Annotated in this window: 12 protein-coding genes; 10 read left to right on the top strand and 2 right to left on the bottom strand. The window is 46.4% G+C overall.

Translation table 11 applies throughout. The annotated features are described in order from the left end of the window. Positions 1-117: 117 nt before the first annotated feature. The 6 genes from fabR (at position 118) to HUZ36_RS11715 (ending at position 6,431) form a co-directional block, all read left to right on the top strand. Positions 118-741 (top strand): HTH-type transcriptional repressor FabR, encoded by a 624-nt coding sequence (gene fabR, locus HUZ36_RS11740; RefSeq protein WP_125251318.1) that lies wholly within the window; start codon positions 118-120, stop codon positions 739-741. A gap of 376 nt (positions 742-1,117) precedes the next feature. After that, positions 1,118-2,665: a 2-isopropylmalate synthase gene (gene leuA / locus HUZ36_RS11735; RefSeq protein ID WP_147389767.1), complete on the top strand. Its 1,548-nt coding sequence runs from the start codon at positions 1,118-1,120 to the stop codon at positions 2,663-2,665. After that, positions 2,662-3,738, top strand: a complete 1,077-nt coding sequence (leuB, locus tag HUZ36_RS11730; protein WP_176032936.1) for a 3-isopropylmalate dehydrogenase — start codon at positions 2,662-2,664, stop codon at positions 3,736-3,738. The genes leuA and leuB overlap by 4 nt, the downstream gene beginning before the upstream one ends. Before the next feature lie 15 nt (positions 3,739-3,753). Next, positions 3,754-5,157 (top strand): 3-isopropylmalate dehydratase large subunit, encoded by a 1,404-nt coding sequence (gene leuC, locus HUZ36_RS11725; RefSeq protein ID WP_176032935.1) that lies wholly within the window; start codon positions 3,754-3,756, stop codon positions 5,155-5,157. Beyond that, positions 5,154-5,753, top strand: a complete 600-nt coding sequence (gene leuD / locus HUZ36_RS11720) for a 3-isopropylmalate dehydratase small subunit (protein WP_125251322.1) — start codon at positions 5,154-5,156, stop codon at positions 5,751-5,753. Before leuC ends, leuD begins: the two co-directional genes overlap by 4 nt. 87 nt (positions 5,754-5,840) lie before the next feature. Next, entirely contained in the window at positions 5,841-6,431 is a 591-nt protein-coding gene (locus tag HUZ36_RS11715) for a hypothetical protein (protein ID WP_125251323.1), read from the top strand. A gap of 79 nt (positions 6,432-6,510) precedes the next feature. Here the strand turns inward: HUZ36_RS11715 and HUZ36_RS11710 are convergent, their stop codons facing one another. Next, positions 6,511-6,885, bottom strand: coding sequence for a hypothetical protein (locus tag HUZ36_RS11710; protein ID WP_176032934.1), 375 nt, complete (start codon positions 6,883-6,885; stop codon positions 6,511-6,513). A gap of 54 nt (positions 6,886-6,939) precedes the next feature. Between HUZ36_RS11710 and HUZ36_RS11705 the strand changes: the two genes are divergently transcribed. Beyond that, positions 6,940-7,377 (top strand): tellurite resistance TerB family protein, encoded by a 438-nt coding sequence (locus HUZ36_RS11705; protein ID WP_128729806.1) that lies wholly within the window; start codon positions 6,940-6,942, stop codon positions 7,375-7,377. A gap of 21 nt (positions 7,378-7,398) precedes the next feature. Here the strand turns inward: HUZ36_RS11705 and HUZ36_RS11700 are convergent, their stop codons facing one another. Further along, positions 7,399-7,911, bottom strand: coding sequence for an RNA polymerase sigma factor (locus tag HUZ36_RS11700; protein WP_125251325.1), 513 nt, complete (start codon positions 7,909-7,911; stop codon positions 7,399-7,401). 468 nt (positions 7,912-8,379) lie between these two features. Here HUZ36_RS11700 and HUZ36_RS11695 point away from each other — a divergent pair, with 468 nt between their 5' ends. From HUZ36_RS11695 to HUZ36_RS11685, 3 genes are all read left to right on the top strand, one after another. Continuing rightward, on the top strand, positions 8,380-8,583 hold the full coding sequence (locus HUZ36_RS11695) for an MbtH family protein (protein ID WP_125251326.1): 204 nt from the start codon (positions 8,380-8,382) through the stop codon (positions 8,581-8,583). A 152-nt stretch (positions 8,584-8,735) separates the two neighbouring features. Continuing rightward, positions 8,736-13,961 carry a non-ribosomal peptide synthetase gene (locus tag HUZ36_RS11690; RefSeq protein ID WP_176032933.1) on the top strand — a complete coding sequence of 1,742 codons (5,226 nt, stop codon included), beginning with the start codon at positions 8,736-8,738 and terminating at the stop codon, positions 13,959-13,961. A gap of 3 nt (positions 13,962-13,964) precedes the next feature. Beyond that, positions 13,965-18,356, top strand: a complete 4,392-nt coding sequence (locus HUZ36_RS11685; RefSeq protein WP_176032932.1) for a type I polyketide synthase — start codon at positions 13,965-13,967, stop codon at positions 18,354-18,356. Positions 18,357-18,439 lie beyond the last annotated feature (83 nt).

Genomic DNA, 18,439 nt, shown 5'->3' with positions numbered 1-18,439 from the left:
TCTCAAAATCTTATTTCAGCGTACAACTGTACGCTAAAATAGTATTTCATTCTTGCTGCGTCAAGGTTTAGACTGCGCTTTATTGTTCTTATTTTCGAAGCGAATTGGGGAAAGTCCATGACAGGTGTCCGTGCCCAACAAAAACAGAAGACTCGTCAAGCGCTTATCGAAGCGGCATTTAACCAGCTGAGTGCGGAGCATAGTTTCTCTAATTTGAGTCTGCGTGAGGTTGCAAGAGAGGCTGGTATCGCACCTACTTCTTTTTACCGCCACTTTAAAGATATGAACGAGCTTGGCTTAACTATGGTGGATGAAGCTGGCTTAACCCTGCGGCAATTAATGCGACAGGCAAGACGCCGCATTGCCAAAGGCGGTAGCGTTATTAATACGTCTGTTTATACTTTTATGGAGTTTATTGAGCAGTCGAGTAACCAGTTCCGGTTGTTACTACGTGAACGCTCTGGCACCTCACCGGCATTCCGTGCTGCGGTGGCACGAGAGATAAAGCACTTTATACTTGAGCTTGCACATTACTTAGAGACTGAGACTAGGGTGGATGCGCATCACGCTCATATGCAAGCTGAGGCTATGGTCACTTTGGTATTTAGCTCAGGTGCAGAGGCCTTAGATCAAGACTCACAACAACGTGCAGAACTTACCGAGCGCCTGAAGTGGCAACTGAGGTATATCGCAAAAGGTGCTTCAGGATATGCGAAGCACCCAGAGCCGCCCAAAAAATAGCCTTGCATAGGCTATTTTTTTGCTTGTAATTAAAATTCAAAATTACCCTGTTCATTTCATATACTATCTGTATTTCTCTCTTAAATTGAAAGATATTGTCTATTAAATACTTTTTTTAGACTTAAATTTTTATTTTATATATTTTAAAGTCAGTTTTGATGGATAATTTATGCTTGATTGTCACTTTTGAAGCATGTTAAAACATAACTAATTCATCAACAGGAACACCTAGCTCATGAAACTAACAGCGCGTTTGTCACTCCTTCTTAACCTCCTACTGGTAAACCACAGGGGTGGGGTGTAATTGCGCGAATTGAGCGACATTTACTGTAGACACCCCGCACTTGCGGGGTTTTTTTTGGCTGAGGATAAGGGTATGCAAGATAAAGTTTGGATTTTCGATACAACGTTAAGGGATGGTGAGCAGGCACTAAAGGCCAGCTTAACCGAAGAAGATAAAATACAACTGGCGCATACCATTAGTCGGCTCAATGTGGATGTGATGGAAGTGGGTTTTCCGGTATCCAGCCCCGCGGATTTTCGTGCCGTACAGCGCATCGCCAAAGAAGTAAGAGGACCTGCAATTTGCGGCCTAGCCCGTGCTGTGGCAAAAGACATTGACGCCTGTGGTGAAGCCTTAAAAGGCGCAGAGCAGCGTCGTATCCATACGTTTATTGCAACCAGCCCACTGCATCTAGAGCATAAGTTAAGAATGAGCTTAGATGACGCGACTAACATGGCGATTAACGCCATTTCTCAGGCCAGAAAGTACACCGATGATGTTGAGTTTTCTTGTGAGGATGCTGGCCGTACCCCTTATCCAGATCTGTGTCGGATTGTTGAAGCTGCAATAAATGCTGGCGCCTCTACGATTAACTTGCCTGATACCGTTGGTTACGTGACGCCCGATGAGTATGCCGCGATGATCCACCATATTCGCCATAATGTACCTAACATAGACAAAGCAAGATTAAGTGTACATTGCCATAACGATTTGGGGCTTGCGGTAGCAAACTCTATCGCTGCGGTACAAGCAGGTGCAAGGCAAATTGAATGTACTATCAATGGTATTGGTGAGCGTGCGGGGAACTGTTCACTAGAAGAGGTGGCGATGATCATGAAGATGCGTCAAGACCACCTAAAAGTTCATACCGATATTCGTAGTGAAGAAATCTACCGGGCATCACGTCAGGTCGCTAAAATTTGCAATATGCCGGTACAACCGAATAAAGCAATTGTCGGTGAAAATGCGTTTGCACACAGCTCCGGTATTCATCAAGACGGCGTGCTAAAAGCACAAAATACATACGAAATCATGGCACCTGAAACGGTAGGCGTACCGAGTAACCAGCTAAATATGACGTCTCGCTCGGGTCGTCACGTGATTGAACACCGCCTCAATGAACTTGGTTATCAACAGTCAGACTACGATATGGATAGCCTATATGACAGCTTCTTAGCGTTAGCTGACCAAAAGGGTACGGTTTATGACTATGACCTAGAAGCGATGATTTACTTCAATCAGATCAAAGATAAAGATGAACGCTACCAATTGCAGTTCGTTAACGCTTCATCTAACTCGCAATCTATCGCCAGCGCCACGGTTGGAGTCACAATCAATGGGGAGCTTAAGCAAGAAGCGGCAACAGGTAACGGTCCGGTGGAAGCGGCATTTTTGGCTATTGAACGGATCACAAATATGGCGATTGAAGTTGTGGAATATAACTTAGACGCAACTAGTCAGGGCGCCAGTGCACTAGGCCAAGTGAATATCATTGCGAAATTTGATGGCAAGCAGTATCACGGCGTAGGGCTTGCTTCTGACATCGTAGAGGCATCGGTAAGAGCGATGATCCGAGTATATAACCTAATCGATAGAGCACAAAAAGTGTCAAGTCTTAAACAACAAAGGAAAGCAGGATGAGTCAAGCAAGCTATAAAGTAGCAGTACTGGCAGGTGATGGAATCGGTCCAGAGGTGATGCAAGCCGCTGAGCTAGTATTGGATAAAGTGGCGACTAAGTTCAACTTTACTTTAGATAAGTCGGCGCAAGCGATTGGTGGCGCGGCTATTGATGCGTTTGGCGAAGCCTTACCAGCAGCAACATTAGCTGCATGTGAAGCCGCTGATGCTATTTTATTTGGTTCTGTCGGTGGGCCAAAGTGGGAGCATCTGCCACCGAATGAGCAGCCAGAGCGGGCATCTTTATTACCGCTTAGAAAGCACTTCCAGCTTTTTTGTAACCTGCGCCCTGCGCAGCTATTACCCGCATTGAGCGCTGCCTCGCCACTGCGCAGTGACATTAGCCAACAAGGTTTTGATATTTTATGCGTCCGTGAGCTTACTGGCGGGATTTATTTTGGCGACAAAGGTCGCCAAGGTAAAGGCGAAGACGAATCAGCGTTTGATACGCAAACCTACTCGCGCAAAGAAATCGAACGCATCGCCCGTTTTGCGTTTGATGCTGCAAGGCTCAGAAATAATCATGTGACGTCGGTGGATAAAGCGAATGTACTTGCAACTAGTGTGTTGTGGCGTGAAGTGGTCAATGACGTGGCGAAAGAATACCCAGATGTGGCGCTTGATCACATTTATATCGACAATGCTGCGATGCAGCTAGTCAAGCAACCTAGCCAGTTTGATGTCCTATTGTGCGATAACCTGTTCGGTGACATCCTTTCTGATGAATGTGCAATGATCACGGGTTCCATGGGGCTGTTACCATCGGCCAGTTTAAACCAGTCAGGCTTTGGTTTATATGAACCTGCGGGTGGATCAGCGCCAGATATCGCCGGTAAAGGCGTGGCTAATCCTATTGCACAAATCTTAAGTGCTGCGTTGATGCTGCGTTATTCCTTGGGGCAGGACGAAGCCGCGCGGGCAATTGAAAAGGCGGTAGCAGAGGCAGTGAAAGATGGTGTGGGCACACCTGACATCTACCCGCAAGGTGGGTTTACTACAATGGATGTCGCACAAGCGATCGTCGATAGGGTCTAATAAGGGTAAGAGCAAGTGGCAAAAACATTATACGATAAAATTTGGCAATCCCATGTAGTTGCCAATTTAAATGAACAAACGGATCTGCTGTACATCGACCGTCACCTTGTACACGAAGTTACTTCACCGCAGGCGTTCGCTGGATTGAAGGAGCAGAACCGCTCCGTGCGTTGTCCACATAAAACTTTTGCAACGATGGATCATAACGTATCCACTAAAAGTCGCTCACTTGAGGCAGCCAGTGATGTGAGTAAAAACCAGCTACAAGCCTTGGCACAAAACTGTGAAGAGTTTGGTATTGTACTGTATGACTTAAACTCGATTAACCAAGGCATAGTACACGTAATGGGGCCGGAGCAAGGGATCACTTTGCCAGGCACAACCATAGTGTGTGGTGATAGTCATACTTCAACACATGGCGCATTTGGGGCGCTGGCTCATGGTATTGGTACATCAGAAGTTGAACACGTGCTGGCAACACAAACATTACAACAGAAAAAAGCCAAATCGTTAAAGATCCAGGTGAACGGTGTATTGCGCCCGACCGTGACTGCAAAAGACTTGATCCTCGCTGTGATTGGGCAATTAGGCACAGCTGGTGGCACGGGTTATGTGGCTGAATTTTGTGGCACAGGCATTGAAGCACTGTCAATGGAAGCGCGAATGACGCTCTGTAATATGAGTATTGAAATGGGGGCGAAGGCAGGGCTCATCGCACCTGATGAAAAGACATTTGAATATTTACGTGGGCGTCCATTTTCACCTCAAGGCAAAGACTTTGATGCTGCGGTGCGCTACTGGCAAACGTTGCATAGTGACCCGGAGGCCGAATTTGATCGTGTCGTGGAGTTAGACGCTGATAGCGTGCAACCTCAAGTAACGTGGGGAACAAGCCCAGAGCAAGTCATTGGGATTAATGACTTAGTCCCAAACCCTGACGATGAACCTAATTTAGTTAAAGCAGATGCGATGCGCAGCGCGCTGAAATATATGGGCCTCACAGCAGGGCAAAAGCTAAGCGATGCCAAAGTTGATACTGTATTTATTGGCTCTTGCACCAATAGCCGGATTGAAGACTTACGCGCTGCGGCACAAGTGGTAGCGGGTAAACGCGTAGCAGCAGGTGTTGAAGCGCTTATTGTCCCGGGATCTGGCTTGGTAAAGCAGCAAGCCGAACAAGAGGGCTTAGCCGATATTTTTAAAGCGGCGGGATTTGAGTGGCGCGAACCGGGCTGCTCGATGTGCTTGGCGATGAATGACGATCGCCTTGGTGCAGAAAAGCGCTGTGCTTCAACCTCAAACCGTAACTTTGAAGGGCGCCAAGGGCGAGGCGGTCGTACGCACTTGGTGAGTCCAGCAATGGCTGCCGCAGCAGCAATTGCAGGTCACTTTACTGATATTCGAGGAGAGGCGTCATGAGCGTGTTTCACAAGGGCCTAGTTGCGCCACTAGACAAAAATAATGTTGATACGGACCAAATTATTCCCAAGCAGTTTTTAACTTCAACCAGTCGTGACGGCTTCGACAAAGCGCTATTTTATGACTGGCGCTATCTTGATGAAGGTCAGCCAGATCCCAACTTTGTGTTAAATTACCCACAGTATCAAGGGGCATCAATTTTATTAACACGCGATAACTTTGGTTGTGGCTCATCTCGTGAGCATGCTCCTTGGGCACTTAAGCAATATGGCTTTACTGTGATCTTAGCCGAGAGCTTTGCAGATATTTTCTTTAACAACTGTGGCAATAATCAGATGCTTTGCATTGCGCTACCAGCCAGTACGCTAGATACGCTTTTCGACGCATGTGAGCAACAATCACAAGTGCATTTGAGTATTGACCTCGAAGCGCAGCAGATAAGCGGAACAGGTATTACGCCAATTGACTTTGAGGTGCGAGAAGACATTAAAGCGCGGCTCTTGAGTGGCCTTGATTTTATTGGTGAGACCGAATTATTAAATGCCCAAATTGATGCGTTTGAGCAGCAGCTGGCTACGACAAGACCTTGGCAATAATACTTGTTTACTCAATTTGGTCGAATAATTTTGCCACCAAGCCAGAAGCTGATTAAGCTCTGGCTTTATTTGTTTTAGGTGTCTCCAATGAAAAAATTAACTTTCGCGCTACTCACGACCTTGAGTTGCGCAGCTTTTGCGCGTCCAGCCCCGCTGGTTTCAATTCCTAGTCATGATGCGTTTTTCGATAGTATCAAAGCGCATTGTGGCAAAGCTTATGAAGGTAAAGTAACAGTAGATAATCAAGGTCCCAGCAGCTTTAGCGATGCGCGCCTTGTGATGCACGTACGCAAATGCAGTGATACTGAGCTTCAGGTACCGTTTCATGTAGGTAAAGATGCGTCAAGGACGTGGATCATCACCAAAACAGGCAGCGGTTTGAGCCTAAAGCACGACCACCGTCATGAAGATGGTAGCGATGATGTTTCTACTATGTATGGTGGACATACCTTAGATGCAGGGTATAACACAGTGCAGTCGTTCCCAGCGGATGAATACTCAAAACAGTTATTCATCCAGCAAGGGATCCCTCAATCCGTAGGGAATACATGGCAAATGTATATTTACCCAGAGCAGTTCACCTATCGCTTAGTTCGTGAGGGAAGAGAGTTTCGTGTCGACTTTGATTTAACGAAGCCGGTGACTGCACCAAAAGCACCATGGGGATATAAAGACTAAGTTCAGCGCTGAGTTGTAATACTAACTATTCGAAGATTAGGTTAACTATGCAATAAAGCGTTGAAAGTAAAGTGTGTGATTACCTTGCCACACACTTTATTTCAACTGTTAAATCATTTTGATAGGGTCTTGGCTCTAATGGGAGCCTGTCAAAATCTTGTACACCACTGAGTAATGTCACTTGTGGATGAGCACCTTGGCATAAGCGCTTTGCGTGACGTAGCAAGAACACACTTTGCTGCCTGAAGTGTGCATAACTATCAGGCTTTATAGCCAGTTTAAAGTAGGTATCACTATAAGTGATTTGCTCATAATGGACTTTATGGTCAAAATCATAGTGTTTCTCAGCCTCACCTTTTGGCACCTGAGTGTATTGACATGCGCTAAGTAATGCTACACCCACTGTTAGAGAACTTAGCTTTAACGCGCTTGGTCTTAATGATAACTTAGGCATAACTATCCTTTTAATCTGCTACATTCATAGTATATCACATAGGAGATGAGCAACTTGCTTAACCAACTAAAAAAGCTGTTCCAAAGCTTGCAAGAAACCGCTTCAAAAGAAGAGCTCGATTTTAATACTGCTTTAGCTGCGTTATTGGTGGAGGTAATGCGAGCGGACGGTAAGTTGCAGCAATCAGAGTTCGATAAAATCGCAGAGCTGCTAAAAACGCGTTGTGAATTACCACAGGCTCAAGTCACAACCCTTATTGATGAGGCGCAGCAGTTGGTCGAGCATGCAGTGGACATGTACTCATTTGCTAAACAGATAAACAACCATACCAATGATGTAGAGCGCATCGAGGTAATAGAGCTGCTGTGGCATGTGGCATATGCAGATGGCGAGCTAGACAGTCATGAAGACCATATTATTCGTAAAATTGCCGGTTTATTTTACGTTGCACATGCCGATTTTATTGCCGCTAAGCTCAGAGCTAAACCTTAGGCTAATTCGCTGCTTTTGCCATTAATGACTGACTAACTCTGTTTGGCAGCTGCTGATTGCCTCTTTGATCATAAAGTTGACTAAAGTTGGAGAGATTTTATAAAGGCTGGCAATCTCTTTCTGCTTTAGCCGACCATTACGATAAAAGGAGAGAATGTTTTGGTGGCGTCTTGAGAGCTTTCCAATCGTTTCGTTGATTTTTCCGCTCAGCTGTTCATTCTCATATTTTGCTTCAAGATCGACCTGCTGATCGGTAAGTTGCTCTAGATGACCTGCCTCAATATCCACAATATTTTCACGGTTAAACTTTCTGAGCATATCAATGGCGATATTTCTTGCTACTTGATAACAAAAGCTTGTTGCATTTTTAACTGCTAGGTTTTGACAATTAGACATACCAGCCAATCTAATATAAGTATCCTGCAGGGCATCTTCTGCCAAATATGGACAGCGCAAAATACTGCTTAGGTACACAAGTAATTTTGATTCGTTTTCAGAAATAACACGCGACCATTTTAGCGCAAATTGAGACACAGCGACTTACTCCTTAAGTATTCCAAAAATAACAACAATGCAAATGATAATAATTATCAGTTATTCTATTTTTTATCTGGGAGCCATGTCAAGTGAAAAGTTTACTTTTTGTGTATTGTTTTTTCTTCAAATTAACAAAAGTATTTGTTTTGGGTATTCAGCTGGGGAGGTAGATAAATTAATTTCTAACTTATTGTTTTTAAAGCAGGTAAGTGAATTTTTTTATCCATTATGGCCCGTGAGTCATAGAGAAAATAGTGGGTTATTCGCCGTGAATGCAGTGCGATTAATACTAAAAGTTAATGTTATTAATGTGTTTTTTATTTTGATTTAAGGTTTCTATTTGAGCTTTTGTGTTAACTGGGCTGTGAGGCTGCACAGTATTAACGAATAAATAAAACTAAATAATTTTGTCCGTGAGGCGTCATTGCTAGCAACTTAGTTTATTTACAGTCTGGGTGAAAAGTTATGAGCTTTGATAATGAGAATTGCACATTTAAAGTATTGATAAATCATGAGGAGCAGTACTCTTTATGGCCAAGTTATAAAACTATCCCTGGAGGATGGCAAGAAGCTGGCTGCGAAGGAGATAAGCAGACTTGCCTTGATTTTATCAACGAACACTGGGTGGATATGAGACCGCTGAGCTTGCGTCAGGCATCTTCTAGTTAATCATCCGCATTCTTTTTTAATCTATTTAATGTCGATGGGTTTATGGAATTTAGGTTTCATCACTGAGCCCATATTGTCCAATTTTGTTCGTTAGCAAGCGTTTTCAATTAGCCATGTGCTGCTATAAACATCGGAGATCCTCGGAGTAATCTATGTCTGCCATTACCATTACAGACTACCTTGCGCGCCATGCCGAAGCTCAACCTGAGCAACTTGCGTTAGTATGTGTCGAACGCAAAGCAACCACACAGTGGAGTTATCAAACATTACTAGATAAGGTAATGTCTCTTGCAGGTCACTTTCAACATCATGCAAAGATAGGCGACAGAGCGCTAATCTTGATGGAAACCGGCATTGAATATGTAGCCAGCTTTTTAGCGTGCCAATACTGTGGGATCACCGCTATTCCCAGTTTTCCTCCAGAGTCAACAAAACCACAACACCTAGCGCGAACGATAGGGATTGCTAAAGACGCCAGTGCGACCTTGATCCTGACCACATCACGTTTTAGCGACACGGTGCAAGCGCTGACATCACAAACTCCCGATGCTTCTATGTTGAGTGTTGATACGCTTGCGCCATTTGATGGCAAAGCCGAGCGCGCTGACGTTGCACCAAGTGACATTGCTTTTTTGCAATATACCTCAGGCTCTACTGCTGCTCCGAAAGGCGTTATGGTCAGCCATGAAAACTTGATTGCCAATGAGCGCGTTATTTGCGAGCGAATGGCCACAACCGCTGATGACGTCATGATTAGTTGGTTACCGCTGTTTCATGATATGGGACTAATCGGCGGCCTGCTACAGCCACTCTTTGTTGGTTATCCGCTGGTATTGACGTCACCTCGTTACTTTATGGAACGACCAGTGAGATGGTTGCAGTTACTGAGTCAATACAAAGGAACGATTTCTGGCGGGCCAGACTTTTCATTTCGCTTATGCTTAGAGCGCATCAAACCACAGGTAATGGAAACGTTAGATCTTAGTCATTGGCGGGTTGCTTTTTCAGGCGCTGAGCCTATCCGGCATGACACCTTGATTGATTTTGCAGAGCGCTTTGCTGTATGTGGGTTGGACAAGCAAGCCGTTTACCCTTGCTACGGTCTTGCCGAGGGTACCCTGATGGTAACAGGTAGTCACGCAGGACAGGGGGCATATGTTGCTGCATTTGATAGCGAAGCTCTGGCAGCAGGAAAAGCAACTGAGGTGCCGAGTCAGGATTGGCGAAATACCGCGCAATACCGCCATCAGGTTGGATGTGGTGTGGTTGCCAGCGAGCATTTTTTGCGTATTAGCGACCCGCATACACAGCAGCGTCTTGATGATGGTGAAATTGGCGAAATATGGACCGCAGGCCCAAGCATCGCTGTAGGGTATTGGCAAAATGAAGCTGCGACACAAGCAACATTTGTAGAATTGGACGGTAAGCGTTGGTTAAGAACCGGTGATGTCGGTTACATCTATGATGGTCAGTTGTTTATTTCTGGACGAGAAAAAGACCTGATCATTATGAATGGTCACAACGTTTATCCGCAAGATATAGAAAGGATCATTGAGGCGGAACTAAACTTTGTACGCAAAGGTCGAGTCTCAGCGTTTCCGGTACCCAGTGCCCAAACGGGTGAAGGGATCGGTCTTGCGATTGAAACCAGTAATAGTTACCGCAACTCAGTTGCGGCTGAACACACCGCAGAAGTTATCAGAAACTTTGTAAGTACCCAATTCGGACATAGTCCCGAGTTAGTGCTGTTGCTAGATCAAGGCACGTTACCGAAAACCTCCAGTGGCAAACTACAACGTAGCGCCTGTCTCAAACTGTATCAACGTGAACGGTTGGTACCGTATGGGGCATTTGATAGCGAAGCGCTGCGCAATCTCACTATGGCGGAGTGTGGCACTGAAAAGTGGTCTGATTTTGAATTGACCATTGCCCAACTGTGGCAGCAAGTGCTCAACTATCCAGTCACAAGCGATAAAGCAAATTTTTTCTCGTTGGGCGGGAACTCACTCAAAGCGGTGCGCTTAATTGCTGCGATACAAACCCAGCTTGATTGTCAATTAGACACCACTTGTTTGTTCACCGCACCAGAATTTGGTGCATTTTGCGAGTTCGTAAAACAAAACAAAGCGCAACTCAGCACGCAAATACAATTGCAGCCGTCTCAACAAACAGATTATCCATTGAGTGCTCAGCAGCAGCGGCAACTATTCCTTTGGCAATTACAGCCAGACAGTAATGCCTATCATATTGGTGCAAAAACTACGTTAACCGGCGCCTTGTCCAATGCGCATATTCAGCTGGCATGTAGTACAGTATTTGAACGCCATCCTATCTTGCGACAGCAATTTCTTAAAAGTCGTGATGGTATGTGGCGACAGTCAGCGTCTTCTCGTGAAATGGTTTGGTGTGAAGAAGATTTATCACTGTGTACGCAAGATATACAGTCGCAGTGGATAGCAAAGTGGTATCGCACACCTTTCGCACTTGCAGAGGGAGAGTGCTTCAGAGTAGCACTGATAAAAGTTGCGCCACAGCAGCATAGATTACTGATTGCAATGCACCATATCGTTGGTGATGCGTGGTCATTTGAACTGCTACTTAAACAAATCGCTGAGGCTTATCAAGCTTTGGAAGACAAGGTGGAGACAGCGCAAGCACTCCCGTTATTGCAATATGGTGATTTCGCTCAGTGGCAGCAAGATTGGCTTGAAAGCGCAGAAGCTTTGCAGCAAAAAGCATACTGGCTGGCTCAGTTGTCAGGTGATGGGGATGAGGAACTTATTACACCGCAGTATGGCAATAGCTTAGCAGAACCTGCGTCGGCGCTACTTGGCGAACGAGTCGGGTATCGTCAGGTGCAGCAACTTCAGGCTTTCGCTCATCAACAAGGTGCCAGTTTGTATATGCTGTTGTTGGCGTCCTTGCAAGTCACGTTTTATCGCCTATACGCCAAGGCCAAGCCAAGAATTGGCGTCCCGATTGCAAACCGTCGTAGTGCCGCTACTCAAGAAATGTTGGGCTTTTTTGTCAACACCCAAGTGATCAGTGCACATATTCAGCCTGCGATGTCATTCACTGAAGTGCTAGCACAGGTTAAACAGCGCGCCCTTGAGGCGCAGCAACATCAAGACTATCCGTTTGAAAAGTTAGTTGAAGTGCTAAACCCAGAGCGCCAATTGGGGAAAAACCCATTATTCCAGTTCATGCTGAACCATGTGGAATACCAAGCGAACCCATGGGGTGCATGTACATCACTGCGTGCTGAAGGTGTAGAGGCACTCAATCAGCAAGCGCAGTTTGACTTTAGTGTAGACTCAAAATTGTTTGATGACGGTCACCTTGATATCGAGCTGCAATACAACAGTGCGCTATTTTCAGACGCGCAAATGCAGACCTTTATACAAAGTTGGTTGACGGTACTTGAGCATGCTACTCAAGCGCCACAAAAAGCAATCGCGGAGCTGACGACGGTAAAACAGCCCACTGAGTTATTAGCGTTGGGTCAAGGTAAAGCGAGCAGCGAAGCAACACCTTCGTGGCTGGCACAATTGGCACATCATGCCAACACCAATCCAGACGCAACAGCCATTATTTATCGAGACCAAAATTATAGCTACAGTTGGTTGTGGCAACGGGCACATGCCGTAGCTCGTCAGCTTAATACAGCTGGCCGTGACGAAGAGCTGGTCGTTGGTATTTTGTTACCACGAACACCAGAGATGTTAGCCTGTACCTTAGGATGTCTGCTTGCCGGCGCGGGTTATTTACCATTAGATGTCAACTTCCCAGATGCTAAATTGGCGTTCATGCTGAAGGATGCAAACTGTGGCAAGCTCATCAGTGATGGTAGCAAAGTCAATATAACTTGTGCGGGTGGCGTTTACACTCCTGCTGAGTTATTTGAGACTTTGGATAGCGATAACAGCAATGAAATTAGCGCTACAAATCCGCATACCGTGGCGTATTTGAACTATACCTCGGGCTCTACGGGCACACCAAAAGGTATCGCGATAGCGCATGACGCATTGGCAAAATATATTGAATCGGCCATCGACTTTATTGGCTTAACAGTGAATGACGTGGTGCTGCAATTTGCAACCGCCAATTTCGATGCCTTTGTTGAGCAGGTATTCCCAACTTGGACTGTCGGCGCAACAGTAGTGCTCAGAGAAGACGCACTGTGGGATGCACAAACCTTGTATCATCAAGCAAAGCGTCATCATATTAGCGTGATGGATCTCAGTGCTGCTTATTGGCGTTCAATTGCTGCATCATGGGCACAGCAAGCTAAGCGTGATGGCGCGCTGGTATTGCCTCACCTACGCCAAGTTCACTCTGGTGGTGAAGCCATGTCTGTTAGCGGCATTGCGGATTGGCGTGCCGCTGGATTGGCCGATGTGAAATTATTAAATACCTATGGACCAACAGAAATAGTGGTTGAAGCCAGTGTGTTTGATTGTCGCACACTTGGCTCATCGAAGACTGTACCTGTAGGTACGGCAATTCAGGGGCGGCAGCTTTATGTTTTAGATTCGGCATTACAGTTAGTGCCCCATGGTGAAGTTGGTGAGCTTTACATTGGTGGTGACATTCTTGCTCGCGGATACTGGCAGCAAAGTGCACTTACCGCTTGTAAGTTCATTGCTGATCCATTTAGAGACGATGGTGCTCGCATGTATGCCACGGGCGACTTAGTGCGTTGGCAAGGTGATCAGTTAGCATATATTGGTCGTCGCGATCATCAAGTGAAAATCAGAGGTTTTCGCGTCGAGCTTTCAGAAGTCGAATCACAACTAAGTAAGTTGCCTCAGGTCAATCACGCCGTGGTTCAACTTAGAGAAGGTCAAGACACTGCTAGCCTCGTCGCATTTGTTGAGGCTGAGCACACTTGTGAGTCTGAGTTAAAGCAAGCATTGCAACAGCATTTACCTCATTACATGATCCCAGATGTGATTCAAGTGCTTGATAAGTTACCGCTTTCTGATAGCGGGAAATTAGAGCGTCATAAGCTTCCCAACATCGAATCGACACCTGTTGAACCGCTGTTATCACAACAAACAGGAAGTGCACTAGAGCAACAGTTGCTGCAAGTATTTGCGCGCCATCTACAGCGCGATGCCATTGCCATGGAGCAAAACTTCTTTGACTTAGGCGGTCACTCATTGATGTTAATGGCTATCTTTGATGAGCTAAAACAAGATCACCCATCATTAGTCTTAACGGATCTATTCCAATACCCCAGTATTGCCAGCTTGGCGGCTCATTTAACCAGTCAGTCAAGCACCCAAGTTGCGTCGTCAAACGCGCCAAATAGTAAAAAACAAAAGCAAGCCATGAATGCCTTTGCTGCCAAGAAGCGAAAATCAAGAGAAGCATAAACGATGACAGAGCAAACATTTAACCCTTTAGATATTGCCGTGGTAGGTATGGCAGGCCGCTTTCCTGATGCGGATAATGTTGACGCATTATGGCACAACGTTCGTAGTGGCCACTGCGCGATTAACACCCTCACTGATGACGAGCTTGCAGCTGCGGGGGTAAGCGAAGCACAGCGTGAACATGCGGATTATGTGAAGGCAGCTATCCCATTTGCCAATAAAGATCAGTTTGATGCTGAATTTTTTGGTTACACACCAAAAGAAGCTACCCAGTTAGATCCGCAGCAGCGACTATTTTTGCAAACCTGCTGGCATGCGTTAGAGCAGGCAGGCCTAATGGAAGCAGGCCAGTTTACCGGCGTATTTGCAGGATGTGGTGTGCCTGCATATTTGCTGAAACACCTACTTCCCCAGCAGCAAGATAATGATATTACTAGCTTATTGGCGCTCACCAATGGTAATGAAAAAGACGCACTGGCAACTCGGATCAGTTATGAATTAGATTTAACTGGGCCGGCGGTAACGGTGCAAACTGCTTGCTCAACTTCTTTGGTGGCAGTGCACATGGCCTGCCGCGCGTTGCAAAACTATGAATGTGATAGTGCGCTTGCAGGTGGGGTGTGGCTCAATCTACTAGATGACCAAGGCTACCTTGCCCCAGTAGGTGGAAGTTTATCGACTAGCGGTAAATTAAGCGCGTTTGGTGAGCACGCGGATGGCATTTTAATTGGTAGTGGTAGCGCTGCTGTGGTACTCAAGCGTGTTGAGGAAGCCATAGAGGATGGCGATCATATCTTAGCGGTGATCAAAGGTTCGGCGGTTAATAATGACGGTAGAGACAAAGTAGGCTACACCGCACCGAGTGTCACAGGGCAGGCGGGTGCAATACGTGCGGCGCTCGAGTTTGCTGATGTTGATCCCCGCTCAATTGGCTACATAGAAACCCACGGTACAGGCACTAAGCTTGGCGATCCTATCGAAGTTGCCGCCTTATCGCAGGCATATCAACACACTGAAAAACAATACTGCGCGCTTGGCTCAATCAAGGCGAATATTGGTCACTTAGACTCAGCGGCTGGCGTAACAGGTTTAATTAAAGCAATACAAGCTTTACGCCATAAAGAGATCCCACCGAGTATCCACTGCACGCCACTCAATAGTAAAATCGACTTTGAGGCGAGCCCTTTTTATTTACCCCAGCAGGTGCAAACGTGGCACAGTGATGTTCCTCGCAGGGCTGCGGTCAGCTCGCTTGGTATGGGTGGAACAAACGCACATGTGATTGTTGAAGAGTATCAAGCGCCCGAGGGTAAGGGGACAAGTACCTCCGCGCCTTGGCATATCTTGCCTATATCGGCGGCTAACCCAGACAGTATTAAAAAACAGTGCCAGCAGCTGGCTAAAGTTATAGAGCAGCACCCGCAGCAGCTATCTCTGGTTGCGGCGCAGTTACAACACAAGAAGCGTCGCTTGTCAGCCTGCCATGCCATTGCGGTGAAAGATGCGACTCATGCGCTCGAGATATTAAGTCGTGAGCAGATTGATTGTACCACCACGAAAGCAGAACCGGTTGGTTTGTTGTTTTCAGGTCAAGGCTCGCAATATGTCACGATGGCACAGCCTTTATATCAGCATATCACTGCATTTAAAACGCACTTTGATGATGTAATGGCGCGCGTGCCGAGCCAACTCCAGTCAGAGCTACAAGCCGTGTTTTTCCCATCAGATGAGCAGATTTTGGCAGCCAATCAGCTCTTAAATCAAACTCGAGTTACACAACCTGCACTCTTTATTGTGGCGTATGCGATGGCTAAATGTTATCAGACGCATGGTGTGCAAATACATGCAATGTTAGGCCACAGCATTGGCGAATATGTTGCTGCGTGTTTGGCTGGCGTTATGTCGGTAGATGATGCCATTACACTGGTCATCGCACGCGGTGAAGCACTACAGCAAATGTCAGAAGGGGCGATGTTATCGGTGATGGCAAGCGCGGAGCAAGTACAAACTTATCTGCATTCTGAGTTAGATATTGCTGCGCAAAATAGCCCTCAAAATACGGTGGTGGCAGGGACAAAAGCAGCTATCAAAGCGCTGCAAAGCACCTTAAAAGAGCAGCAAATAAGCTGTACACGTTTACACGTTTCTCACGCATTTCATAGTCACCTGACAGAACCCGTGTTGGCAACGTTTGCAGAGGCACTAGCAAAGGTTGAGCTACATACCCCAACACTGCCATTTGTCTCTAATGTTACCGGAGAGTGGATCACGGCGACTCAGGCAACGTCAACACAGTATTGGCTGGATCATATCCGCAAGCCAGTTAAGTTTGCCCAAGGTGTACAAACGCTAGCGCAATCATGCCCAGTGCTAATAGAAGCAGGCCCTGGCGATACATTGCAAAAACTCAGCATGCAGAATCTTGGTGAGCAAGCACTCGCGCTACACTCGATTGCACATGTAAGAGATCTGAAAGCGGCCATACCTCCTTTTATCAACACGCTTGCGGCACTTTGGCAGCGCGGTCATGAGATTAGCTGGCAGCAAGTCACTGACTATCCACGTGGTCAAATGATGATCACACCAGAGTATGTATTTGCAGATACGCGTTTTTGGCAAGAGGCACAGCAGTTACAAGCACAGGTTGTTGGATCGCAAGACACTCCCCCTGAGTTACTTACGCCAATCTGGCAACAAACGCCACTGCTACCAAGCGCAAGCCAAGTGCCGAGTGCAGAGCAATGGCTGGTGATTTGTGATGATAGCCCACTTTGCGGTGTGCTAGTGAACGCACTTCAAGCTCAGCAAGTTGCAGTACTTCAACTGTGGCATAGTCGTGATTTTGAGCAGCAGCAGGCGCGAGTATACCGTGGCGATACGCAACAAGCTGAAACCCTAGAAGCGATTGCGGCACAATCTGGCGGTATCGACAGAGTCCTTGATTTAAGATTACTCGGTGATGATGTATTGGCATTTTCGAGCCACTTAGCACTGTTTCAATGGGCGGTGGCTAACAAAACCGCGGTAAGCCTTGTGACCACTGGGCTATTTTCGGTGTTGGGAAATGAAGCCATATCACCGCAAAAAGCGACACTTTTAGGTGCAACGCGGGCATTGCGCCACGAAGTATCAGAGTTAGCAATACAAGTACTTGATGTTGATGAAGCGATTGCCAACGCCGCGAACAATAGGCTCAATTCGACGTTACTTCAGCATTTACTTTACGATCAGAGCGTGGAAGTGGCTATCCGTGGTAAAAACGCCTTTAGCTTGTCACAACAGACACTGGCGGAGGTGACAACAGTGCCAGCTTGCACTGAGCAAGCCGTTACCTTTATTACCGGCGGCCTAGGCGGTGTAGCCCTTGTTCTTGCCGAGCAACTTGCACAGCAAGGACATAAACTTGCTCTACTCAGTCGCAGAGCAATACCAGATCCAACACAATGGCAGCGACTGGCAGCGAACGCTGACACAGAAGATGAAAGGGCGTTGTTTACGCAGTTGTGTGCATTACAAACCACAGCAGCTGATTTAATGGTATTACAAGGTGATGTTACTGATTTAACCGAGTTGAGCGATGCGGTCTATAAAGCTGAGACCAACTTAGGCAGTATTACGCATGTTGTGCATGCCGCAGGAGTTGCTGGAGGTGGCGTTCTGCCACAGCTAACCGCTGAGCAAGTGACGATGACATTGGCCGCAAAAGTCTCAGGTGCGGACAATTTACTGACCGTATTTGCACAGCACTCGTTAACAAAAATGATACTGTGCTCTTCGCTCGCTTCCGTACTCGGGGCGTTTGCGCAAAGTGACTATTGTGCTGCGAATGCCTATCTTGATGCCGTCACTTATCGCGCGTTACCATTTCCCGTTTGCACTATTAACTGGGATGGATGGGACAACATAGGCATGGCCGCAGGGCAGCAAGTGGCAAGTGGACTTGGTTTAAGTCGTGAACAAGGCGCAGCATTATTCAAGCAGGCGCTTACAAGTGATGTTCCACATATTTATGCCGCAGCCATGAGTTGGGCGCAGCGTGAAATCAAACTTCAAGCATTACTTGAGACCCTGGGTAGCGTTGACTCTGCGCAGCCGCTGACGTCACAAGGTAAAGCGCGACCATCTTTGGATGTTGAGTTTGAAGCACCCGAAAGCGAGCTGGAGCAGCGCTTAGCTAACTTGTGGTGTGAGTCTCTTGGTTATACAGAAGTTGGTATCTTCGATAACTTTTTTGCGTTAGGTGGAGACTCTCTGATAGCGATACAGATGATAGCAAAAGCAAAGCAAATCTTTGCTGTTGAAATCACACCAGCTGCCTTTTTTGAAGATCCCACGATTGATAACTTGGCATTTCTAGTTGAGGAAGCGCTGGTCGCAGAGCTAGAAAATCAATAACTGAAACGGGTGATAATCACCCGTTTTTTATATCTCACCTCATCTTAAACAAGTGATTTATTCCCCCTCGAAACCAATTGCAG

Source organism: Pseudoalteromonas sp. McH1-7 (genome assembly GCF_013366255.1).
Taxonomy (GTDB): domain Bacteria; phylum Pseudomonadota; class Gammaproteobacteria; order Enterobacterales; family Alteromonadaceae; genus Pseudoalteromonas; species Pseudoalteromonas peptidolytica.
The sequence above is the reverse complement of the archived record's forward strand: the minus strand, read 5'-3'. Positions and strand labels throughout refer to the sequence as shown.